Annotated in this window: 18 protein-coding genes and 2 pseudogenes; 13 read left to right on the top strand and 7 right to left on the bottom strand. The window is 62.2% G+C overall.

The genetic code is table 11. The annotated features are described in order from the left end of the window. The 7 genes from ACWHMB_RS05660 to ACWHMB_RS05630 all read right to left on the bottom strand — a co-directional run bounded on the left by ACWHMB_RS05660 (position 1) and on the right by ACWHMB_RS05630 (position 9,084). Positions 1-735 (bottom strand): response regulator, encoded by a 735-nt coding sequence (locus ACWHMB_RS05660; protein ID WP_113931810.1) that lies wholly within the window; start codon positions 733-735, stop codon positions 1-3. Further along, positions 719-3,460 carry an ATP-binding protein gene (locus ACWHMB_RS05655; protein WP_447648468.1) on the bottom strand — a complete coding sequence of 914 codons (2,742 nt, stop codon included), beginning with the start codon at positions 3,458-3,460 and terminating at the stop codon, positions 719-721. The genes ACWHMB_RS05660 and ACWHMB_RS05655 overlap by 17 nt, the downstream gene beginning before the upstream one ends. Before the next feature lie 83 nt (positions 3,461-3,543). Further along, the gene (gene kdpB / locus ACWHMB_RS05650; RefSeq protein ID WP_113931809.1) at positions 3,544-5,643 is read right to left on the bottom strand and encodes a potassium-transporting ATPase subunit KdpB; all 2,100 of its coding nucleotides are present in this window, start codon (positions 5,641-5,643) and stop codon (positions 3,544-3,546) included. 14 nt (positions 5,644-5,657) lie between these two features. Further along, positions 5,658-6,332: a K(+)-transporting ATPase subunit C gene (kdpC, locus tag ACWHMB_RS05645; protein ID WP_113931808.1), complete on the bottom strand. Its 675-nt coding sequence runs from the start codon at positions 6,330-6,332 to the stop codon at positions 5,658-5,660. A gap of 9 nt (positions 6,333-6,341) precedes the next feature. Then, positions 6,342-8,045, bottom strand: coding sequence for a potassium-transporting ATPase subunit KdpA (gene kdpA / locus ACWHMB_RS05640; RefSeq protein ID WP_113931807.1), 1,704 nt, complete (start codon positions 8,043-8,045; stop codon positions 6,342-6,344). Positions 8,046-8,175: 130 nt separating this feature from the next. Continuing rightward, positions 8,176-8,256 (bottom strand): K(+)-transporting ATPase subunit F, encoded by an 81-nt coding sequence (gene kdpF / locus ACWHMB_RS05635; RefSeq protein ID WP_113931806.1) that lies wholly within the window; start codon positions 8,254-8,256, stop codon positions 8,176-8,178. A 48-nt stretch (positions 8,257-8,304) separates the two neighbouring features. Continuing rightward, positions 8,305-9,084: a TorF family putative porin gene (locus ACWHMB_RS05630; RefSeq protein ID WP_333783566.1), complete on the bottom strand. Its 780-nt coding sequence runs from the start codon at positions 9,082-9,084 to the stop codon at positions 8,305-8,307. A 404-nt stretch (positions 9,085-9,488) separates the two neighbouring features. Between ACWHMB_RS05630 and ACWHMB_RS05625 the strand changes: the two are divergent. From ACWHMB_RS05625 to trbL, 13 genes and pseudogenes are all read left to right on the top strand, one after another. Next, positions 9,489-9,944: pseudogene (locus ACWHMB_RS05625) on the top strand (LysR family transcriptional regulator); the annotation flags it as partial. A 109-nt stretch (positions 9,945-10,053) separates the two neighbouring features. Further along, a complete protein-coding gene (locus ACWHMB_RS05620) occupies positions 10,054-11,025 on the top strand; it encodes an IS481 family transposase (protein ID WP_377542573.1) in 972 nt (323 codons plus the stop codon). Next, positions 11,019-11,516: pseudogene (locus ACWHMB_RS05615) on the top strand (LysR family substrate-binding domain-containing protein); the annotation flags it as partial. The gene ACWHMB_RS05620 and the pseudogene ACWHMB_RS05615, both read left to right, overlap by 7 nt. After that, on the top strand, positions 11,513-11,791 hold the full coding sequence (locus tag ACWHMB_RS05610) for an EexN family lipoprotein (RefSeq protein WP_057505138.1): 279 nt from the start codon (positions 11,513-11,515) through the stop codon (positions 11,789-11,791). The pseudogene ACWHMB_RS05615 and the gene ACWHMB_RS05610, both read left to right, overlap by 4 nt. A gap of 235 nt (positions 11,792-12,026) precedes the next feature. Next, a complete protein-coding gene (locus tag ACWHMB_RS05605; protein WP_057505137.1) occupies positions 12,027-14,036 on the top strand; it encodes a conjugal transfer protein TraG in 2,010 nt (669 codons plus the stop codon). Next, a complete protein-coding gene (locus tag ACWHMB_RS05600) occupies positions 14,033-14,497 on the top strand; it encodes a ribbon-helix-helix protein, CopG family (RefSeq protein WP_057505136.1) in 465 nt (154 codons plus the stop codon). The genes ACWHMB_RS05605 and ACWHMB_RS05600 overlap by 4 nt, the downstream gene beginning before the upstream one ends. Continuing rightward, positions 14,494-15,546: a P-type conjugative transfer ATPase TrbB gene (gene trbB, locus ACWHMB_RS05595; protein WP_057505135.1), complete on the top strand. Its 1,053-nt coding sequence runs from the start codon at positions 14,494-14,496 to the stop codon at positions 15,544-15,546. The genes ACWHMB_RS05600 and trbB overlap by 4 nt, the downstream gene beginning before the upstream one ends. Then, positions 15,543-15,926 carry a TrbC/VirB2 family protein gene (locus ACWHMB_RS05590; protein WP_003103996.1) on the top strand — a complete coding sequence of 128 codons (384 nt, stop codon included), beginning with the start codon at positions 15,543-15,545 and terminating at the stop codon, positions 15,924-15,926. Before trbB ends, ACWHMB_RS05590 begins: the two co-directional genes overlap by 4 nt. Next, positions 15,923-16,195, top strand: coding sequence for a VirB3 family type IV secretion system protein (locus ACWHMB_RS05585; RefSeq protein WP_057505134.1), 273 nt, complete (start codon positions 15,923-15,925; stop codon positions 16,193-16,195). The genes ACWHMB_RS05590 and ACWHMB_RS05585 overlap by 4 nt, the downstream gene beginning before the upstream one ends. 10 nt (positions 16,196-16,205) lie before the next feature. Beyond that, the gene (gene trbE / locus ACWHMB_RS05580; RefSeq protein ID WP_377483354.1) at positions 16,206-18,659 is read left to right on the top strand and encodes a conjugal transfer protein TrbE; all 2,454 of its coding nucleotides are present in this window, start codon (positions 16,206-16,208) and stop codon (positions 18,657-18,659) included. Further along, on the top strand, positions 18,656-19,384 hold the full coding sequence (gene trbJ, locus ACWHMB_RS05575) for a P-type conjugative transfer protein TrbJ (RefSeq protein WP_113931800.1): 729 nt from the start codon (positions 18,656-18,658) through the stop codon (positions 19,382-19,384). The genes trbE and trbJ overlap by 4 nt, the downstream gene beginning before the upstream one ends. Positions 19,385-19,396: 12 nt before the next feature. Beyond that, the gene (locus tag ACWHMB_RS05570) at positions 19,397-19,729 is read left to right on the top strand and encodes a hypothetical protein (protein ID WP_113931799.1); all 333 of its coding nucleotides are present in this window, start codon (positions 19,397-19,399) and stop codon (positions 19,727-19,729) included. Then, a complete protein-coding gene (gene trbL, locus ACWHMB_RS05565) occupies positions 19,726-21,126 on the top strand; it encodes a P-type conjugative transfer protein TrbL (RefSeq protein ID WP_113931798.1) in 1,401 nt (466 codons plus the stop codon). The genes ACWHMB_RS05570 and trbL overlap by 4 nt, the downstream gene beginning before the upstream one ends. The last annotated feature ends 10 nt before the right edge of the window (positions 21,127-21,136 follow it).

Below are 21,136 nucleotides of genomic sequence, written 5' to 3'. Positions count from 1 at the left end.
TCAAGCCGTTTGTCGTTCCTTGGCGATGAATCTCAGTCCAACCCCAGGTTCAGTCACGATATAACGGGGTGCGGAAGCATCGTCTCCAAGTTTGTGACGCAACTTGCCGACAAGAATGCGTAAGTAGTGAGCATCTTCGTCGTGCGTCGGTCCCCACAGTTCCCTTAAAATTTGCGTTTGCGTGATCAACCGTCCTGGTTGGAGAGCCAATAGAGACAGTAGAGAAAACTCCTTACGACTTAAAGTGACGATCTGGCCATGAACCGTCACTTCCCGGTTTACCAGATCTATGCTGACAGTCCCATCGTCATAGACTGGACCTTCCTCCAGACCAGATCCTACGGTTCGCAGGAATGCGCGAATACGCGCCATGAGTTCCTCGACACCGAATGGTTTGGTCACGTAATCGTTAGCGCCCGCATCTAACAAGGCTACCTTTTCCTCCTCGCCGGACCGCACCGTCAACACTATGACAGGCACGCGTGACCACTGCCGAAGCTCTTTGAGAACTTCCTTTCCGTCCTTGTCCGGCAGCCCCAGATCAAGAACGACGAGATCCGCCCCCTTACTGGCTAGCAGCGTTAGTCCCTCGCGTCCCGTTCCTGCCAACAGGGTGGCATAGCCCTGCGAACGCAAACTGATGTCGATGAACTTGCGAATCTGCGGTTCATCATCGATTACAAGAATCCTGGCAGCCGGCGCGCTCGCAGTCGATTCATTAGGTCGTCCCATCATCTTCTTTCGCCTCTTGCTTGGCATATTCGCCCCACGGCAAGGTCAGACGGATCGTGGTTCCCTTGCCTTCCCGTCCGGGCAGTGCCTGGACGCTGCCCATATGGGCGCCCACGATGCCTTGGACTATCGTCAATCCCAGACCAGTCCCTTGCTTGCCCCGGTCGCCACGCTCCACGCTGTAGAACATATCGAAGATGCGTCGTCGTTCGTCTTCTGGAATGCCGGGACCACGGTCCGAGACGTCTACTTGCAATTGACCATCTTCATTGCGCTGGACCTTCACGTGGATGGGAACTTCCAGAGGGGAGAACTTTGCCGCGTTTTCCATCACGTTGAACAAAGCCTGCTCGATTAGGGCGGGATGGACATGAATCGGCGGCAGCCCCGAGGGAATGTCGAGCTCCAGGCGGATATTCGGCTCGTACCGTTGCAGACGCCTTGACGCCGACCCCACTAATTCGTCTATACCGATCCAGTCGCGCGTCAACGTCAGGCCCTGCTGCCCAAGTCGCGTCATGTCGAGCAGGTTCTGAATGTAGCGATCCAGGCGTTCGCCCTCAATATGAATGGTTTCCAGCAAACTCTGCTGATCCTCCGTTCCCATGTTCTTGCCGTACCGCGCCAGACTGTCGGCCGCCCCTATCATCGATGACAAGGGCGAGCGCAGATCGTGCGACACGGATGACAACAACGCGGACCGCAGACGCTCCGTTTCTCCCGTGACCCGCGCCTCCTCCAATTGTGATACCAACCGCGTGCGTAGCGCCGCCTGACCAATGTCTTCCACCATGCTTTCTGCGAGGCGGCGCTGCTCAAACGATAGACGACCCATATCCGACCGGAACCTTAGTCCGGCCACGCCTAGCGCGTCTTTGTCCGAACGCACTGGGAGGAACAGCCAACTGGAACTACTCAAGGTGTCTGTGTAACGCCCGCTCATTTGTCCGTGTTGTTGCGTCCAGTCCGCCGCCATCAAATCTTTATCGGTAAGCGGGGTTGTGGCTGCGGTAGGCCCCGATTCCCCGTTGATGCGTATCCATGCTTCGGCATGAAGGGTCGATCTTAGTATCGAGGCGCCTGGCGCAATAACCTGTCCAAGATCGGCTGCCTTGGCAAGTTGGCGTCCCAATTTCTGCATTGCTGTAGCGTGAGTGTTGGCGGCTCGCAGTGCCACTACTTGTCTGCGTAGTTGCGAAGCCAAGCGCCCCGCGATCAGTGCTGCTGCGAGAAACAGCATTACGGTTGCGACGCCCCGAGGGGCGCTGATCAGAAAGGTAAGCTTTGGCTCGATAAAGAAGAAATCATAGGCCAAGAAGCAGAGAACTGCAGTGATAACTGCTGACGCCATGCGAGTGCGTGACGCGACCAGCACAACGGCGACGAGAAAGATCAGCGACAGATCCTGTAATCCTAGAACTCGTTCAGCCAAGGCTGCTGAACCTATGGCGGCAGCGCTGGCCAGAAGAATCAGCGAGACTTCCCGTTTCGTAATTCGGCTGCTGGCCGTGTCCGTCCAATATATCGTCTGCTGCCGCGCCTGCGGTGTGCTGACAATCGTCAGTTCGTAGCGAGCGCCGCGCTGAAGCAGTTGCTGCGTCAATGTACGGTTGAACATTCGGGCGAAAGGACGCTCGCGTGTGCGACCGATCACAATGGATCTTGCGCCGCGCGCTTCCGCAGCGTCCAGCAATGCCTGCGTGACGTCGGTGTTGTTCATCACCTCCGTCTCCCCGCCAAGATTGCGCGCTAGCGCAAAAGCCTTGTCGATCTCCATCAAACGTTGCTGCTCAGCACGCGCGTTCCTTCTGAGCCATGAGATCGGCTGGGCGATGCTGCCTACTTGCTGTGTCGCGTCGGCAGACCTTCCTGTGTCTACGGTGACCACTGACCATGGCGAGCCACGTCGCTCGGCCATTCTGGAACCCGCTCTCACGAGATATTCGGATTGTCCCCGGCCATCAATGGCGATCAGCACATGGTGTTGGATGGGACTGCCTGCCAGCCCGCGTGCGGCACGCTTTTCGCGAAGGTCGACATCGACGTGCTCCGCCACCGTTTGCATTGCAAGCTCACGCAAGGCGGTGAGATTGGACGGTGAGAAGAACGCCTGTAGCGCTCTCGCAGCCTGTTCGGGAATATAGACTTTCCCATCGTTCAGACGTTCTATCAGTTCGCGCGCAGGCAAATCGACCAGACGAATGTCACGCAAACGCTCAAAAATAGTGTCAGGAACAGTCTCGCTTACTCGAATACCTGTAATCTGGTGCACAACGTCGTTCACACTCTCCAGATGCTGGATATTGACCGTCGTGTAAACGTCGATACCGGCGTTGAGCAATTCCTCCACATCCTGCCAGCGCCGCTCATGACGGCTTCCAGGGGCATTGCGATGGGCCAGCTCATCTACTAAGGCAATTGCCGGCTTGCGTGCTAGCAAGCCATCCAGGTCCATTTCCTCCAGTTGCCGCCCTCGATACTCAATTGTTTTGCGAGGCAGCAGTGGGAGCCCCTCGACCAGAGCCCGGGTCTCGCCACGGCCATGGGTTTCGACGATACCAATAACGACATCCACCCCTTGGCGGTGCAGTTCTCGCGCACGGGCCAGCATGGCGTAGGTCTTGCCAACGCCAGGCGCAGCACCCAGAAATACCGTCAACCGCCCGGCAGATTCTCGCTTGAGTTCACCCAGTATGGCGTCGGATTTTATGGGTTGGGTCGCTCCCATAAGGCGGTCCTCGTAACTCGGTAACGTCCTAGAGTTTTGGGCAACGTTTTTAGCGTTGCCCAATTATTCCATAGGATTAAATTTCAGAAGAATGGGGTCAGTAGAATGTCTATCAGCTTGATTCCAATGAACGGCGCGATGAGGCCACCGACCCCGTAGATCAGTAGATTGCGCCTGAGCAGGTGGGATGCAGGTTCGGACCGATATTTCACGCCACGTAGGGCAAGCGGTATCAAGGCGACGATGATCAGCGCATTGAAGATCACCGCGGATAGAATCGCCGAGCTGGGACTGTGCAAGCCCATCACGTTCAATGCTCCCAATGCCGGATAAGTGGCGACGAACGCGGCCGGAATGATCGCGAAGTACTTCGCCAGGTCATTCGCTACACTGAACGTGGTCAATGCCCCTCGCGTCATGATCATCTGCTTGCCCACCTCGACGACACGCAGAAGCTTGGTGGGATTGCTGTCCAGATCCACCATGTTGCCCGCTTCTTTCGCGGCTTGAGTGCCGCTGTTCATGGCCACTGCCACGTCAGCCTGTGCAAGGGCGGGTGCGTCGTTGGTGCCGTCTCCCGTCATCGCCACCAAGCGGCCTTCGGCCTGGTATTTGCGGATCAGGCTGAGCTTGTCTTCAGGCGTCGCTTCTGCAAGAAAGTCGTCCACTCCAGCATCAGCGGCAATCGAGGCAGCGGTAAGCCTGTTGTCACCCGTGATCATGACCGTCTTGATGCCCATGGAACGCAGCTGGGCGAAGCGCTCCTTGATTCCATGCTTGATGATGTCCTTGAGTTCAACCACACCGATGACGCGGGGGCCGTCAGCCACAACCAGGGGGGTGCTGCCGCGCCGAGAAATTTCCTCGACTGTCAGATTGACGGCCTCAGGGAACGTCCCACCGGCATGCTCCACATAGGCACGAATCGCCGATGCAGCCCCTTTGCGCAGTTGCCGATTATCGATGTCGATGCCACTCATGCGTGTCATCGCACTGAATGCAATGGGCTGCGCACCATCCAGTGTCCGAGGCTTGACATTGAAGCTGCGCTTGGCCAGCGTCACGATGGAACGGCCTTCCGGCGTTTCGTCGGCCAGCGAAGCCAGGTAGGCAGCGTCGGCAACAGCCTGCTCCGAGAGGCCTGGAGCGGGTACAAACCTGACGGCTTCACGGTTGCCTAGGGTGATTGTGCCAGTCTTGTCGAGCAGGAGCACGTCAACGTCACCAGCAGCTTCGATCGCACGGCCGGAGGTCGCCAGAACATTGGCGTTCATCATCCGGCTCATGCCGGCGATGCCGACCGCCGATAGCAGCGCGCCGATGGTGGTCGGGATCAGGCACACGAGCAAGGCAATGAGGACCGTGATGCTCACCGGCTGCCCTGCGCCATTGACCTGTACGCCGAACATGGAGAACGGCAACAGGGTCACGCACACCAGCAGGAAGATCAGCGTCAGGGCGACCAACAGGATGTTCAGCGCAAGCTCGTTAGGTGTCTTGCCTCGCTTGGCACCCTCAACCATGGCGATCATGCGGTCAAGGAACGCCTCACCAGGCTTCGCTGTGACGCGCATGATGATCCAGTCTGAGAGCACGCGGGTTCCGCCGGTAACTGAGCTGAGATCGCCCCCAGCCTCGCGGATCACCGGGGCCGACTCCCCTGTGATGGCTGACTCATCGACGGAGGCAACCCCAACCAGTACCTCACCGTCCGCTGGGATGGTTTCTCCGGCGTTGACGTGGACGTAAGCACCCACGGCCAATTCGTCGCTGGGGACGGGCCAGCTCGTACCGTCTAGCTTAGGTTCCTTGAGCACACGGGCAACCACTCGCCGCCGAGAGGCGCGCAGCGCTTGAGCATGCGCTTTGCCGCGGCCCTCGGCCAATGCCTCGGCTGCGTTGGCGAAGAGCACGGTGAACCAGAGCCAGGCAGCCACTGCAAAGATGAAGCCCGCCGGGGCGTCGCCATCTCCTCGCACAGCCTGAATCCCCAGAACCGTTGCCACGATGCTGCCGATATACACGACAAACATCACTGGGTTCTTCATCTGCACCCTTGGAGACAGCTTACGGAACGCTTCACCAATAATCGAGGACCATGGCAGGGCGCCGGGCTGAGGGTTTGGCGGCTTACCAGATGGGCCGGTGCTATTAGTAGACGTGATGACTTTTGTTTGGGACATAAAAACTCCCAGCTTTATTGAGTGACTGGCCGGGCCTTGAAGGCCTCGTCCAGTGCAAGGTTGAGTTCCAGCACATTGACGCGGGGTTCGCCAAGAACGCCGAGCTGACGTTGCGCTGTGTTCTGTTCCAGCACCGACAGCACATCCTTCTCAGGCACATTGCGCGCCTTTGCCACCCGGGGCACTTGCAGCCGGGCGTTCGCTAACGAAATGTGCGGGTCAAGGCCGGAGGCAGATGCGGTCACCGCATCGACCGGTACCTTCGCGTCAGCTGCCAGACCGTTTTCCTCCCGGTAGGCTTTGGTGCGCTCTGCCACGGCGTCGAGCAGTTTCTTGCTCAGCGCCCCCTGGTTGCTCGCGCCGCTGTTGGCAGCGTTGTACGGCTGGTCGATCGAATTGGCTGGATCGTTCGGGTCAGTGCCGGAGGTGGCACTGGGGCGGCCATGGAAATACTGAGGCTGCGTGAAAAGCTGGCCAATGACACGCGAGCCGACGGCCTGTCCGTTGCGAGTAATCAAACTGCCTTGCGCCTGATCGCTAAAGAGCAGTTGGGCCACACCAGTAGTGGCCAGTGGATACACCAGTCCGGTCACGATCATGAAGAGCACGGCAGAAACAAGCACCGGGCGGGTGACACCGCTGAATGCCGATGTCACAGCCGGGCTGACTTGTGTTTGAATTTCAGTCATAGCTACTCCTTAGAAGGTCTGGCCCGTGAGCAACAGTAAGTGCTCCACGATGGGACCCAGAGCGAGAGCGGGCAGGAAAGTCAGTCCGCCGACGATGAGGACGATGAAAACCAGCAGCCCCGTGAACAGGGGCGTGGCTGTCGAGAGCGTTCCTGCGCTGGCCGGAATGCTGTTCTTGGCTGCCATTACTCCAGCGACCGCGAGCATGGGCAGCAGCGTGAAGTAGCGGCCCACGAGCATGGCCAGGCCGATGGTCGTATTGAAGAAAGGCGTATTGGCATTCAGGCCCGCAAACGCAGAGCCGTTGTTCGCCGTGCCTGACGTATACGCATACAGGACTTCACTGAAGCCGTGTGGCCCGAGGTTGGCCAAGCTTTCCATGGTGGCCGGGACCAGGCATGCGATGGCCGTGAATCCGAGGATGCTCAACGGATGGGCGAGCACGGCGATCATCACGTACTTCATCTCCCGTGCCTCGACTTTCTTGCCAAGAAACTCAGGAGTGCGGCCGATCATCATGCCCACAAGGAACACCGTGAGGATGGCGTAAGTGACCAGATTGATCAGACCCACGCCATCACCACCGAATACGTTGTTGAGCATCATCTGCGCCAACGGAACGAAACCGCCCATCGGGGTGTAGGAGTCGTGCATCGAGTCCACCGAGCCGGTGGTTGCGGCTGTGGTTACTGCTGCAAACATGCTGCTTTGAGCCACGCCAAAGCGCAGTTCCTTGCCTTCCATGTTGCCGCCACCCTGCAGAGCGCTTTGCGTCTGATCCACGCCCAGGGGCGTCAACATCGGATTGCCGCTATGCTCCGCGTTGTAGATCAACGCAAGAAAGCCTACGAACATCACAACGAAGGCGCCAAAGAAGGCCCAGCCTTGCCTGCGGCGCATGATCATCGAGCCGAACGTGTAAGTCAGCGCAGATGGGATCAGCAGCATGCTGAGCATGTGCAGCGTGTTGGTCAGCGGCGTCGGATTCTCGAACGGATGTGCGGCATTCATGCCGAAAAAGCCACCGCCGTTGGTGCCGATGTGCTTGATCGTCTCGAAGCTCGCGACCGGCCCCATGATGATCTGCTGCTTGGCTCCTTCGAGCGTGGCGACAACTGCGTCGGCACTCAGCGTTTGCGGCATGCCTTGCCAGACATAAACCAGTGCCATCACGAAGCACAGTGGCAGCAGGAGCCGATAGAGCACACGAGTGAAATCCACCCAGTAGTTACCGATGTCGCCGGTGGACCTGCGGCTCAGGCCCCGGATGAACCCCCCTGCGGCAGCCACGCCCGTTGTTGCGCTAACGGACATCAAGAAGGTGATGACCGCCATTTGTGAGAAGTTGGACAGGCTGCTTTCGCCTGAATAGGCTTGCCAGTTGGTGTTGGTGATGAAAGAAGCCGCAGTATTGAATGCCAGATCAGGCGTTTGAGACGCCCTCTCCAGCGCATCGCCAGGCAAATACTGCTGCACGCGCAGCAGAACGTAGCCAAGGAGCATCATGGTGGCGTTGCTCAGGACGAGCACCATCCCGTAGCGTTTCCATGACATCTTCTCCGACGGGTCAACGCCAAGAACTCGATAGGTACCACGCTCCAGAAAACTGTGCGCAGGACTTGTGAAAAGACGTGCCATCCATTTCCCGAGCACCACGACCAGGCCGGTCATGATCACCAGGATGATAGCGAATTGGACAATGTCGACAGTCATCTTGGACTCCGATCAAATTTTTTCGAGGCCAACGATGAACCCCGCCGTGATTACGAAAAATCCGCAAGCCAATACCAAAAACAAGAAATCACCCATAAATGCACCTCGATTGATTTGAATAATTTTGTAATCAGAACTTTTCAGGCCTGATCAGTGCATAAAGCAAATATGCAAATAACCCGAACGATATCAATCCGATAATCAAATTCACGATCCACCTTTATTGAAAATTGCCATGCTGCTGGCAAGTTAATGATTTTTAGAAAGAGGCTTGCAGAGCGAACTCAACACGAGAGCCCGCCATACTGGGAAACATCCTTTTTGCGGCGGAGTCCGTCCCGTGCAGCGTCAGCCTTGCCTCGAATGGGGCTTGAAATCCCCACACCACGCCCAGGGAGCCGTGGGTGTAGCTATCCGCGTAGGCGCTGTCCAGGAAGTAGCGCGCTAGCGTGCCCTCGAAACGCCATTTGTCATTGACGGGGTATCGCACGCCGATGAGCGCATAGGTACCAGTTGTCTTGCTGGCCATCGCGTTCGTGGAGCGCCCCACCGACAGCCAGTAGTTGTCGCGCCAAGTAAGCGCCGCGTTGACTTCGTTCCAGCTGGGGGAGCCTTGTGTACCGGGGTACTGGTAGCGCAGGTAATACGCATCAAGCGCCCAGTCTTCTGCCAGCTTGCCGCTCCAGCCCAAAGCGATATCGAATTCGCTACTGGCATTGTTATCTGGCTTGAACTTGACGTTGGAACCCCAGGCCGAAGCATAGAAGCCGGAGTCGTGGGCGTACTTCACTCCTGCTTGAACCGCCGGCTTCTCACGTGTCTGTGAAGAGCCGCGCCACACGTAGTCCGACGTCAATGCAACATTGCCGGAGACTTGCGCTTGAACGCTGGTTGCCGCCCCAAGCAGCAGCACGCTGATCGCAGCAGCAACGACCTTTCTAGTCGCCTGAATTTTTTCGAGATGCATGATTTTTCTCGCGAACGAATAGCGAAATGCCCATGCAACCAAGTATTCAGTGAAAGCGCGTAAATTTTCCATTCATGAACAATCTCCACGCATAAATTCTACGTAAATTATGAAGATCTTCGCTGTCGCACACGAGTTTAGTGAAGTCGGTCAAGGCGCGTCGACGTCCGCGTGCGCGCGGCGGCTGTGATCGTAAATTTATGTTGAATTTACGACGAGCGGAGTCTGCTTGAGGTATGGTTTTCAGGCCTCCGGCGCAAGAGTGTCCAATCAAATACAAGACGCCATCCTCATTGGCACTGTTGTGGTTGGATTCGTCTCCTTTTTTCGTATCGCAGAAATGAGCTGCATGGCTTGCAAGTCGACTTAAAGAATCACTACCGAGCCGCAATTTTCAAATATGCGCCAATCTTCTTAGAGCTGCATATATGGGTGATTGATTTGACCGAAAATGAAGCGTCAGCGAGATAGAAAGAATGGAGTTACGCCACCTTCGATACTTTCTCGCAGTTGCAGAGGAGCTTCGCTTTGTTCGTGCTGCCGAGCGACTGCACATCGAGCAATCACCGTTGTCGCGCGCAATCAAGGAGCTTGAGGAGGAGTTGGGTGTCCTGCTATTTGCGCGCACCACACGCAGCACGCAATTGACCCGTTCTGGCAAGTTGTTTTTGGAGCATGTGCGCCGTGTATTCACCGCCTTGGAGCAAGCACGGGATAGCGTGCGAGCGGCAGCTAACGGCTTTCACGGACAATTGCGCGTGGCATTATCGGACGGCATTACACCGTCGCGCTTGCCGGCATTGCTGGCGCAATGCCGGCAGGAAGAACCCGAAGTGGAACTCAGATTCTTCGAGATTCCACTGTCGCAGCAGATCAAGGGACTGCATGACGACTCGTACGACGTGGGATTTGCGCAGTCCGACGAGGTAGGTGTCGCATCCCGGACGATTACATAGATGAAAACCGCTACCCGCTGTTCATGGCCCGAGCCGTATTGCGGGAGTTGATAGAGTCCTTGCAAGCCACCGGGAGTGCCACGCCATGCTGATAGCCCTGCACAAGAACGCCCGCACGACACCGGCCGTGCGCGCCGAGATCGCGGCCAGCCACGAGACCGCCGCTGTCCTGGCCCAGCGCTTTGGCATCACCGAGCAAACGGTCTACAAGTGGAAGAAGCGCCAGGTCTTTGGGGATCGCTCGCACACGGCCCATCGCCTGCAGACGGTGCTCACGCCGGCGCAAGAGAGCGTGGTGGTGCACCTGCGGCGCACCTTGCTGCTGCCCCTGGATGACCTGCTGGCTGTCACGCGGGAGTTCATTTGCCCCCATGTCTCGCGCTCAGGCCTGGATCGGTGCCTGCGCCGCCATGGCGCGGGCAACCTCAATGCCCTCAAGCCCCAGGAGCCTACCGTGGCCCACAAGGCCTTCAAGAGCTACGAGCCGGGCTATGTGCACATGGACGTGAAATACCTGCCCCAGATGCAGGACGAGAGCAGTCGGCGCTACCTGTTCGTGGCCATCGACCGGGCCACGCGCTGGGTGTACGTGGCCCTCAAGGCCAACAAGACCGCCGCCAGTGCACAGTCCTTCCTGAAGGCACTGCACAAGGCCTGCCCGATCAAGATCCACAAGCTGCTGACCGACAACGGCAAGGAGTTCACCGATCGCCTGTTTGCCAGCCGCGAGCGCCAGCCCAGCGGCAACCACGAGTTCGATCAGTTGTGCGACGAGTTGGGGATCGAACACCGCCTGACCAAGCCCAGAACGCCCAGGACCAATGGCATGGTGGAGAGGTTCAACGGTCGCATTGCCGACGTGCTCAAGACGCACAGGTTCAACAGCCGCGAGGACATGGAGCAGACCTTGCTGCGTTATGTGGCCCTGTACAACCACCAACTGCCGCAGTCAGCGCTGGGCAGCAAGACGCCTATGCAGGCCATGAAGCAGTGGTATCAGGAGAGCCCGCATCTGTTTCACAAGCGACCTTATGATCGTCCGGGATGCGACAGGTAGGCGATGGCATCTTCGCTCTACCTGTCTGGAGCGATCCGCTCATGGTTGCGGTGCCAGCTCGGCATCCACTGCTGGCCCACAAGCGGATTCCTCTGGACGAACTGCTGCGCTATCCGCTTGTCCTGTGTGACCCACAAATCTGTGAAGGCCATGCCAAGCATGTCGAGCGAGTGTTGCGCCGTACCGAAATGGAGCCGCTGATCGCGGAACGAGTGGCATCCGCCGACCTGATGATGGCGCTGGTGGCGGCAGGCTTTGCGCTTGGACTGGCAGGTGCGGCGCACATTGCTGCCAGCCGTGAACCTGGCGTAGTGGCCCGGCCTCTGGCGGCGCGCGTACCGCCGCTGACCACTTATTTGCTGTATCCCGAAAGTGAGCCGCTGGAAGTGCTAGAACGATTTATTGGGCGCGTACAGGCGATCGAATCCCTGGAATCTCCCAGGCCTATGCGAGGCCGCTGTTCTGACATATCGGAGGAACCCGCATCATGAGGAAGATACTTCCGCTTTTACTGGCTGCCGCGTTGACTGCTTGCGGCTCGTCCGAGATGCCTCAGAAGGCCGACACCTCGGAAGCGAATATCCCAACGGTGGAAGAACTGGCGGCCAATCCTGAGCGGCTCAAAGAGCTGCGCCAGCAATGCAAGACCGACCGCCCGAAGCTGGGCGACGTGCTGTGCAACCGGGTGGCCGAGGCCACGCGCAAGCGGTTCTATGGCGACGGCGAAACGCCGTACACACCACCGAAGGAACCGCCTAAGTTCTGATCGTTGGCGGTTCGCCGAATCGCCTTAATTTTTTGCTCGATACGCCGCAATGCGCCCGCGCTTGCGGCGTTTTTCTTTGGCTCGCCGTCGCACTCATTCTGTCTTTTTGCTCGACCTTTCTGCCGAAAACGGTCTTTGACCGGCACTGGCCCGGCACCGATCCTGACGCCTGCGGCACGCCTTTGTGCCGCTCTTTCCATGAGGAATCAGCTCAGGAGAAATCGGAGGCCAGGTCATGCAAGGGACGAACGTGCTGTTCGGTCAGATCGCCGTCGTATTCGGCATCGTGATCGCTGGCGTGTGGGGCGCCACACAATGGACAGCAGCCGCCCTTGGCTATCAAGTACGCCTTGGCTCGCCCTGGTTCGACTTCCTTGGCACGTCGATCTACCACCCCTGGAAACTGTTTGAGTGGTGGTTCTTCTTCGGGGCCTATGCACCGGAAGTATTCGACACCGGCGGCGCCATCGCCGGCGCCAGCGGCATGGTCGCCGTGGGCGTTGCCATCGCCATGTCGGTCTGGCGCTCGCGCCAAGCACGCCTCGTCACCACCTACGGCTCTGCGCGCTGGGCTAACGCGCAGGACATTCGCAAGGCGGGCCTCGCACAGCCTGCCGGCGTGTTCCTGGGCCAGCGCGATCGCCAGTACCTGCGGCATGAAGGCCCGGAACACGTCCTGACCTTCGCGCCCACGCGCTCGGGCAAGGGCGTGGGCCTCGTGGTGCCGACGCTACTGTCCTGGCCGGCTTCGGCCGTCATCCACGACATCAAGGGCGAGAACTGGCAGATCACCGCAGGCTGGCGCAGCCGATTCAGCCACTGCTTGCTGTTCAACCCGACCGATGCGAAGTCGGCGGCCTACAACCCGCTGCTGGAGGTGCGGCGCGGCGCGCATGAAGTGCGCGACGTGCAGAACATCGCGGACATTCTGGTCGATCCCGAAGGCGCGCTGGAGAAGCGCAACCATTGGGAAAAGACTTCGCACGCGCTGCTGGTCGGGGCCATCCTGCATGTGCTCTACGCAGGCGAAGACAAGACGCTGCGCGGCGTCGCCAACTTCCTGTCCGATCCGGCCAGCCCGTTCGAGCTGACCTTGCATCGGATGATGACCACGCCCCACCTGGGCGATGGCCCGCATCCTGTTGTCGCTTCGGCGGCGCGCGAAGTCCTCAACAAGAGCGACAACGAACGCTCGGGCGTGCTTTCCACGGCCATGTCGTTCCTCGGCCTGTACCGCGATCCCACGGTGGCCGAAGTCACCTCGCGCTGCGACTGGCGCATCGCCGACCTGATCGCGGCCAAGCATCCGGTGTCGCTCTACTTGGTAGTGCCGCCTTCGGACATTTCGCGGACGAAGCCGCTCATTCGCCTAATCCTCAATCAGATCGGGCGGCGCCTCACCGAATCGCTCGACGGCTCCGACGGCATCGAGCGCCGGCACAAGCTGCTGCTGATGCTTGACGAGTTCCCGGCGCTGGGGCGCCTGGACTTCTTCGAGACGGCGCTGGCCTTCATGGCGGGGTATGGCATCCGCAGCTTCCTCATTGCGCAGTCGCTCAACCAGATCGACAAAGCCTACGGCCAGAACCATTCGATCCTCGACAACTGCCACGTGCGCGTGACGTTTGCGACGAACGACGAGCGCACCGCCAAGCGGATCTCCGAGACGCTGGGCACGGCCACCGAGCTGCGTGCGCAACGCAACTATGCCGGCCACCGGCTCGCGCCGTGGCTCGGGCACCTGATGGTGTCGCGCCAGGAAACCGCGCGCCCGCTGCTGACGCCGGGTGAAGTCATGCAGCTTCCGCCTGACGAGGCCGTGGTGATGGTGTCCAGCCTGGCGCCGATCAAGGCGAAGAAGCTGCGCTACTACGCGGACGCCAATTTCAAGCGCCGCGTGCTGCCGCCGCCTGCACTGGCGAACGGGCAGTACGCGGACGCGCCGACGCTGCGTCCCGACGACTGGAGCGGGCTGGCGATTCCGTCCGTGCCCGCTGCGCCTGCCACGGCATCCGCCGATGGCCTGGAGAACTTGGGTTCGGCCGACGACGGCGGCCCGCGCCGTCAGCCCGAACTCTCCGAAACCGTCGCCTACGACCCCGAGCTGGCCGCGCCTGCGGCTGACCTCGGGCTGCTCGATGACGACGACGACCTTCCGCTTCCCCTTCCGCGCCAGCTCGATCCAGCCATGCAGCGCACGGCCCGGCTGGCTTCCCTCGACCCCAACGACGGAATCGAGCTATGAGCCACTACCGCCTCAACCTGTTCATCCAGCCGGAGCACGCCAAGCGCCTGGATGAGCTGGCCGCCAAGAAAGGCGTGTCCAAGTCGTCCATCGTCGCGGCGGCGCTCGCATCGTGGCTGTCGCCCGATGCCGCCGACCAGCGCGAGGCGGCCATCGCCAAGCGGCTGGATCGCCTCTCGCGCCAGACCGAGCGCATGGAGCGCGACCAGAACATCGCCATCGAAACGCTGGCGCTGTTCATCCGCTACTACCTGACCGTCAGCACGCCGGTTCCCGAGGCGCACCAAGACGCGGCACGCGCGCAGGGCAAAGCGCGCTTCGAGCAGTTCACCGAGCAGCTTGGCCGCCACCTGCTGCGGGGCCGCAGCTTGGTGCGCGACGTGGTGGAGGAACTGCATCCCGATCCGATGCGGATGGAGGACGCGGCGGCAGCCGCCCAAGCGCGGGAGCGTGCGTCATGAGCGCCGTTCCCCAATCCATGACCGCCACGTCGCTCGACCGCCGCATCCAGATGCTGCGCACGGCGATGGGACCGCTGATCGCCGCCGCGCTCGAAGACCCGGACGTGGTGGAGGTGATGCTGAATCCTGATCGCACCCTTTGGGTGGATCGGCTTTCCAGTGGGCGCGCGCCGATGGGCGTGGAACTGCCCGAGGCGGACGGCGAGCGAATCATCCGCCTTGTCGCCGCCCACGTCGGCGCGGAAGTACATCGCGGCCAGCCGCTGTTGTCCGCCGAGTTGCCCGAGACGGGCGAACGCTTCGAGGGCATCTTGCCGCCCGCCGCGCCGGGGCCGGCCTTTGCCTTGCGCAAGCGCGCCATCGGCGTGATTCCGCTGGAGCGGTACGTCATCGGCGGGATGATGACCAGCGCGCAGGCGGGCTTTCTCGTTCGCGCCGTGCGCGAGCGGCAGAACGTGCTGATCGCCGGGGCCACCAGCAGCGGCAAGACCACGCTCGCCAATGCGCTGCTGGCTGAGATCGCTGCCACGGGCGACCGCGTGCTGGTGCTCGAAGACACGGTGGAGCTGCAATGCGCGGCCCGCGACCACGTTCCTCTGCGCACCCGCGCAGGCGTGGTGTCGATGACCGAGCTGGTGCGCTCGTCCATGCGCCTGCGGCCTGATCGCGTCGTCGTTGGCGAAGTGCGCGGCGCCGAGGCGCTGGATCTCATCAAGGTGTGGGGCACGGGCCACCCCGGTGGCATCGCCACGATCCATGCCGGCTCCGCGCTCGGCGCGCTGCTGCGCCTGGAGCAACTGATTCTCGAAGTGGCGGTGAATCCGCCCCGTGCGCTGATCGCCGAGGCCGTGGACGTGGTGATCCACATCGCCGGGCGCGGGCGCAAACGCCGCATCGAGAGCATCGCCCGCGTCGTCGGCTTCGATGGCGTGGGCTACCAACTGGCGGACGCGCTGGAAACGCCGTTTCCCGAGCTGCCGCCACATCCCGATGCCGCACCCGCTGCGGCGACTTCCCCATCCCCTCACTCACTTGGAGAACTGCCATGACGCAGATGACCATTCCTGCTTTCCGTTTTTCTGCAAATCCGGCTTTGCGTCTTGCGCGGCTGCGCTGCCTGGCCCGCCCTGCGGGGCAAGGGCTGCTGCTGGCCGCGCTGCTGTTGTTTCTGGCCGGAACCGCGCAGGCCGCCGGCTCCTCGATGCCGTGGGAAGGCCCGCTGCAATCCATCCTCGAATCCATCCAGGGGCCGGTGGCGCGCATCGTCGCGGTCATCATCATCATTGCCACGGGCCTCGCGCTCGCGTTCGGCGACACGTCGGGCGGATTCCGCAAGCTGATCCAGATCGTCTTTGGCCTGTCCATCGCGTTCGCCGCGTCCTCGTTCTTCCTGTCGTTCTTCAGCTTCTCCGGCGGGGCTGTCGTATGAGCGCCCCGGATAGCTTCGCGGCGGGGTTCGAGGTGCCTTTGCACCGCTCGCTCACCGAGCCGATCCTGCTGGGCGGCGCACCGCGCACCGTGGCGATCGCCAACGGCACGTTGGCCGCCGCTGTCGGGCTGGGTCTGCAACTCTGGATTCCCGGTGGTGTGCTCTGGATCGTCGGCCACGCGCTGGCGGTCTGGGGGGCGCGCGTCGATCCGCAGTTCATGGCCGTGTTCGCGCGGCACATCAAGCACCGCCCGCTGCTGGACGTGTGAGGGGAATGCCATGCTGAACCTTGCCGAATACCGCCAGCGCCCGGCCTTGCTTGCCGACTGGCTGCCCTGGGCCGGATTGGTGGCGCCGGGCGTCGTGCTGAACAAGGATGGCTCGTTCCAGCGCACGGCGCGGTTTCGCGGGCCTGACCTCGACAGCGCCACGCAAGGCGAGCTGATCGCCACGTCGGCGCGCTTGAACAATGCGCTGCGCCGCCTGGGTTCGGGCTGGGCGCTGTTCATCGAGGCCGAGCGCCGCGCTGCCGCCGATTACCCGCACTCGGAGTTTCCCGAGCCGCTGTCGTGGCTGGTGGACGAGGAACGCCGGGCCACCTTCGAGGAATCGGGCAACGACTTCGAGAGCGGCTATCACCTGACGCTGGTGTACCTGCCGCCCGAGGAATCGCGCACCCGCGCGGCGGGGATGCTGTACGAGAACCGGCCCACCGATGGCGTGGACTGGCGCGAGCGCCTGGCGGCCTTCATGGCGGAAACGGATCGCGTGTTCGACCTGTTCGATGGCGTGATGCCGGAGATCGCCTGGCTGGACGACAGCCAGACGCTGACCTACCTGCACTCGACCATCTCGACGCGGCACTACCGCGTCGGCGTGCCCGACGTGCCGTTCCACATCGACGCGCTGCTGACCGACTCCGCACTGGTCGGCGGCCTTGCGCCCATGCTGGGCGACCAGCACCTGCGCGTGGTGTCGGTGCGGGGCTTCCCGACCTCGACCTGGCCGGGGATTCTGGACGACCTCAACCGCCTCGGTTTTGCGTACCGCTGGAGCACGCGCTTTCTCTGCCTCGACAAAGCCGAGGCGGAAAGAGAACTCGCCCGCCTGCGCCGCCAGTGGTTCGCCAAGCGCAAGAACGTCATCGCGCTGCTGCGCGAAACGATCTTCCAGCAGGAAAGCCCGCTGGTCGATACCGACGCCAACAACAAGGCCGCCGATGCCGACGCTGCCTTGCAGGAGTTGGGCAGCGATCAAGTCGCCTTTGGCTATCTGACGGCGACCGTCACCGTCATGGACGAGGACGCCGCCGTGGCTGACGAGAAGCTGCGCATGGTGGAGCGCGTCATCCAGGGCCGGGGTTTCGTGACGATTCCCGAAACGCTCAACGCCGTGGATGCATGGCTGTCGTCCATTCCGGGCAACGCCTACGCCAACGTGCGCCAGCCCATCGTTTCAACGCTGAACCTGGCGCACATGATGCCGGTATCGGCGGTATGGGCCGGGCCGGAGAAGAACGAACACCTCGACGGCCCCCCGCTGATCGTGACACGCACCGACGGCGCCACGCCGTTCCGGCTTGTGACGCACATCGGCGACGTGGGCCACACGCTGGTCGCGGGGCCGACCGGCATGGGCAAGTCGGTGCTGCTCGCCACGCTGGCAATGCAGTTTCGCCGCTATCGCGGTTCGCGCATCTTCGCCTTCGACATGGGCCGCTCCATGCGCGCCACCATCCTGGGTCTGGGCGGCGAACACTACGACCTGGGCACGGATGGCGAAATCGCCTTCCAGCCGCTGGCTCGCATCGACCGCGAGGGCTACCGCACCTGGGCCAGCGAATGGGTGGAAGGCCGCCTGCTGCACGAAGGCGCGGCCGTCGGCCCGGACGAGAAGGCGGGCATCTGGTCTGCGCTGGGGAGCTTGGCCAGCGCGCCGGTGGAGCAGCGCACGCTGACGGGCCTGACGGCCTTGCTGCAATCGAACACCTTGCGCCAGGCACTCGCGCCCTACGTCCTGGGCGGTGCGCACGGCAGGCTGCTGGATGCCGACCACGACCGCCTCGGCACGGCCGACGTGCAGGCGTTCGAGATGGAGGAGCTGATGCACAGCAAGGCCGCTGTGCTCGCGGTGCTGCGCTATCTGTTCGCGCGCTTCGAGGAGCGGCTGGATGGTGCGCCCACGCTGCTGATCCTCGATGAAGCGTGGTTGTTCCTCGATGACCCGGTGTTTGCGGCGCGCATCCGCCAGTGGCTCAAGACGCTGCGCAAGAAGAACGTCAGCGTCATCTTCGCCACGCAGTCGCTCGCGGACGTGAAGGACTCAGCCATCGCTCCGGCCATCATCGAAAGCTGCGCGAGCCGGGTGTTCTTGCCCAATCCGCAGGCGACCGAACCGCAGATTCGCACGATCTACGAGGGCTTCGGCCTCAACAGCCGACAGATCGAGATTGTCGCCACCGCGCAGCCCAAGCGCGACTACTACTACCAATCCCGCCTCGGCAACCGCGTGTTCGACCTCGACCTGGGGCCGGCGACGCTGGCCTTCGCGGGCGCTTCCACGCCGCAAGACCAGCGCGACATAGACCGTGTGCTGCTGGATGCCGGCGTGCCCGGCTTCGCGGGCGCCTGGCTGCGCCATCGCGGCCTCGATTGGGCGGCCGACCTGCTGCCCACGTTCCCCGGCCTCGCGCCGGGTTCCCTCGCTGACCAACCCCTGGAGAACCTGCCATGAAAAAAAAGCGTTTTGTCGCCGCCGCCATCGCGGCCATGCTTTGCACCGCCACCGCCCATGCGCAATGGGTCGTGGTCGATCCCACGAACCTCGTGCAGAACACGCTGACCGCGATCCGCACGCTGGAGCAGATTAACAACCAGATCCAGCAGCTTCAGAACGAAGCGCAGATGCTGATGAACCAGGCGCGCAACCTCGCCAGCCTGCCGTCCAGCGTGGTGAACCAGTTGCGCGCCAACCTGGCGACGACCGAGCGGCTGATCGCCCAGGCCCGAGGCTTGGCCTATGACGTGACGAATCTGGATCGGGAGTTCGCGCGCCTGTATCCCGAGCAGTACGCCGCCACCGTCAGCGGCGACCAGATGTACCGCGACGCGCAGGAGCGTTGGCGGAACACGCTCAACGGCTTGCAGACCACGATGCAGATGCAGGCGCAGGTGTCGCAGAACCTGGGCGAAGACGAAAGCGTGCTGGCCGATCTTGTGGGCAAGAGCCAGTCGGCCGAAGGCGCGCTGCAGGCGATGCAGGCCATGAACCAGTTGCTGGCCTTGCAGGCCAAGCAGTCGATCCAGTCGCAGCGGCTTCAGATCACGCAAGACCGGGCCACTTCGCTGGAGCTGGCGCGGCAGGCGGCGGCCACGGAGCGCGCCCGCGAAGTGCGGCGGCGTTTCCTGGGCGAAGGCACGCCGTACACGCCGCAGCGCGTGGATTTCTACGGTAACTGACGGGAGGCCGCCATGCGATGCGTCCTCGCCCTGTCGGTTTCGCTGCTTATGGCACTGGTGGCCGCGTGCAGCGACCAGCCGGCCGACAACCTTGCCGATGCCCTGGCCACCGATCCCATACGGCTCAAGGCATTGCGCGCGCAATGCGCGGCCGACCGCCAGACCACGGGCGAGGACGCTTGCCGCGCCGCCGCCGAAGCCTTCCGACGGCGCTTCTTCTCCGGTCAGACCGGGCCGGATGAATACCAGACGCTGGCCGACCTGCCGCCGATCCCGCCGAGCTTCGATGAACCGGGCGATGGCACGGCGCCGGCATCGCCGGCCGAACCGGAGGGCACGCCATGAATGACGTGACCATCATCGACCAGTTCCTCAATATCTTCTCCGCCTACATCGACTCGGGTTTCGGGCTGTTGCAGGGCGAAGTGGCCTTCCTCACCGCCACGCTGATCGTCATCGACATGACGATCGCCGGACTGTATTGGGCGATGAGCCACGCCACCGGCCAGGGCGAGGACGTGATCGCCAAGCTGCTGCGCAAGGTGCTCTACGTCGGTGCCTTCGCCTACATCATCGGCAACTTCAACTGGCTGGCCGGCATCGTGTTCCGATCCTTCGCCGGGCTGGGCCTGACGGCCACCGGCTCGGCGATCACCATGGAAAACTTCTTGCAGCCGGGCCGGCTCGCCAAGACCGGCATCGACGCCGGGGCGCCGATTCTGGAGCAAGTCGGCGAGATGGCCGGCTTCCCCGAGGTGTTCGTGAACCTCGATGCCATCACGGTGATGTTCCTCGCGTGGCTGGTCGTGGTGCTGTGCTTTTTCGTGCTGGCGATCCAGCTTTTCATCACCCTGATTGAGTTCAAGCTGACCACGCTCGCCGGGTTCGTGCTGGTGCCGTTCGCGTTGTGGAACAAGACCTCGTTCCTGGCAGAGAAGGTGCTGGGCAATGTCGTTTCCGCCGGCATCAAGGTGCTGGTGCTGGCCGTGATCGTGGGCATTGGCTCGGGCCTGTTCGCTCAGTTCCAAGTCCATCCCGCCGAGCCGTCCATCGACCACGCACTGGTCATCATGCTGGCCTCGCTCACCTTGCTGGCGCTAGGGATCTTCGGCCCTGGCATCGCCACGGGCCTCGTCTCCGGTGCGCCCCAGCTCGGCGCGGGCGCGATGGCCGGCGCTGCGGTGGGTGCTGCCGGAGCCGCTGTTGCTGTCGGTGCCGCCGCGACGGGCGTAGGCGGCGCGGTCATGGCCGGGGCGCGCATGGCGCCTGCCGCGGCCAAGCTCGCCGGCAGTGGTGCGCGTGCTGCCACCTCGACGGCCAGCAGCGCACGCTCGGCGTTCCAGGCCGGTTCCGCCGCCGCAGGCGGTGGCGCGAAAGGCGCGATGGCCGGCTTGGGAAATGTCGCCAAGACCGGCGCGCAGTCTGCCGGACGGGGTGCAGCGTCCCGCGCATCCGCCTTCGGCCAGAAGATGACCAGCTCCTTCCGTGCCGGGTGGAACGGCCCGACTGACGACGGTGCGGGTGCGGCATCCGGTGGAGCCGGAGCATCCAGCCAGGCCTCCACAGGCGAAGCCGCAGCGGGCGGCGCCAACGCGCAGAAGCAAGAACAGCCCGCTTGGGCCAAGCGGCTGCACCGCCGCCAGCAACTCACTCATGCCGCGACCACCACCGCCCACGCGCTGCGCGGTGGCGATGGCGGCGGCTCCGGCCAGGGGCCGAGCCTGCGCGATTCCAATTCATAAGGAGAACTGA

The organism is Ottowia pentelensis, from assembly GCF_964341695.1.
Note: the sequence above shows the minus strand (reverse complement) of the source record. Positions and strands in the feature narration are given on the sequence as shown.

What these genes read in the sequence shown, in the direction of transcription:
- ACWHMB_RS05660 (WP_113931810.1), bottom strand. Translation starts at nt 735, where the DNA reads ATGATGGGACGACCTAATGAATCGACTGCGAGCGCGCCGGCTGCCAGG.
- ACWHMB_RS05655 (WP_447648468.1), bottom strand. Translation starts at nt 3,460, where the DNA reads ATGGGAGCGACCCAACCCATAAAATCCGACGCCATACTGGGTGAACTC.
- kdpB (WP_113931809.1), bottom strand. Translation starts at nt 5,643, where the DNA reads ATGTCCCAAACAAAAGTCATCACGTCTACTAATAGCACCGGCCCATCT.
- kdpC (WP_113931808.1), bottom strand. Translation starts at nt 6,332, where the DNA reads ATGACTGAAATTCAAACACAAGTCAGCCCGGCTGTGACATCGGCATTC.
- kdpA (WP_113931807.1), bottom strand. Translation starts at nt 8,045, where the DNA reads ATGACTGTCGACATTGTCCAATTCGCTATCATCCTGGTGATCATGACC.
- ACWHMB_RS05630 (WP_333783566.1), bottom strand. Translation starts at nt 9,084, where the DNA reads ATGGAAAATTTACGCGCTTTCACTGAATACTTGGTTGCATGGGCATTT.
- ACWHMB_RS05620 (WP_377542573.1), top strand. Translation starts at nt 10,054, where the DNA reads ATGCTGATAGCCCTGCACAAGAACGCCCGCACGACACCGGCCGTGCGC.
- ACWHMB_RS05610 (WP_057505138.1), top strand. Translation starts at nt 11,513, where the DNA reads ATGAGGAAGATACTTCCGCTTTTACTGGCTGCCGCGTTGACTGCTTGC.
- ACWHMB_RS05605 (WP_057505137.1), top strand. Translation starts at nt 12,027, where the DNA reads ATGCAAGGGACGAACGTGCTGTTCGGTCAGATCGCCGTCGTATTCGGC.
- ACWHMB_RS05600 (WP_057505136.1), top strand. Translation starts at nt 14,033, where the DNA reads ATGAGCCACTACCGCCTCAACCTGTTCATCCAGCCGGAGCACGCCAAG.
- trbB (WP_057505135.1), top strand. Translation starts at nt 14,494, where the DNA reads ATGAGCGCCGTTCCCCAATCCATGACCGCCACGTCGCTCGACCGCCGC.
- ACWHMB_RS05590 (WP_003103996.1), top strand. Translation starts at nt 15,543, where the DNA reads ATGACGCAGATGACCATTCCTGCTTTCCGTTTTTCTGCAAATCCGGCT.
- ACWHMB_RS05585 (WP_057505134.1), top strand. Translation starts at nt 15,923, where the DNA reads ATGAGCGCCCCGGATAGCTTCGCGGCGGGGTTCGAGGTGCCTTTGCAC.
- trbE (WP_377483354.1), top strand. Translation starts at nt 16,206, where the DNA reads ATGCTGAACCTTGCCGAATACCGCCAGCGCCCGGCCTTGCTTGCCGAC.
- trbJ (WP_113931800.1), top strand. Translation starts at nt 18,656, where the DNA reads ATGAAAAAAAAGCGTTTTGTCGCCGCCGCCATCGCGGCCATGCTTTGC.
- ACWHMB_RS05570 (WP_113931799.1), top strand. Translation starts at nt 19,397, where the DNA reads ATGCGATGCGTCCTCGCCCTGTCGGTTTCGCTGCTTATGGCACTGGTG.
- trbL (WP_113931798.1), top strand. Translation starts at nt 19,726, where the DNA reads ATGAATGACGTGACCATCATCGACCAGTTCCTCAATATCTTCTCCGCC.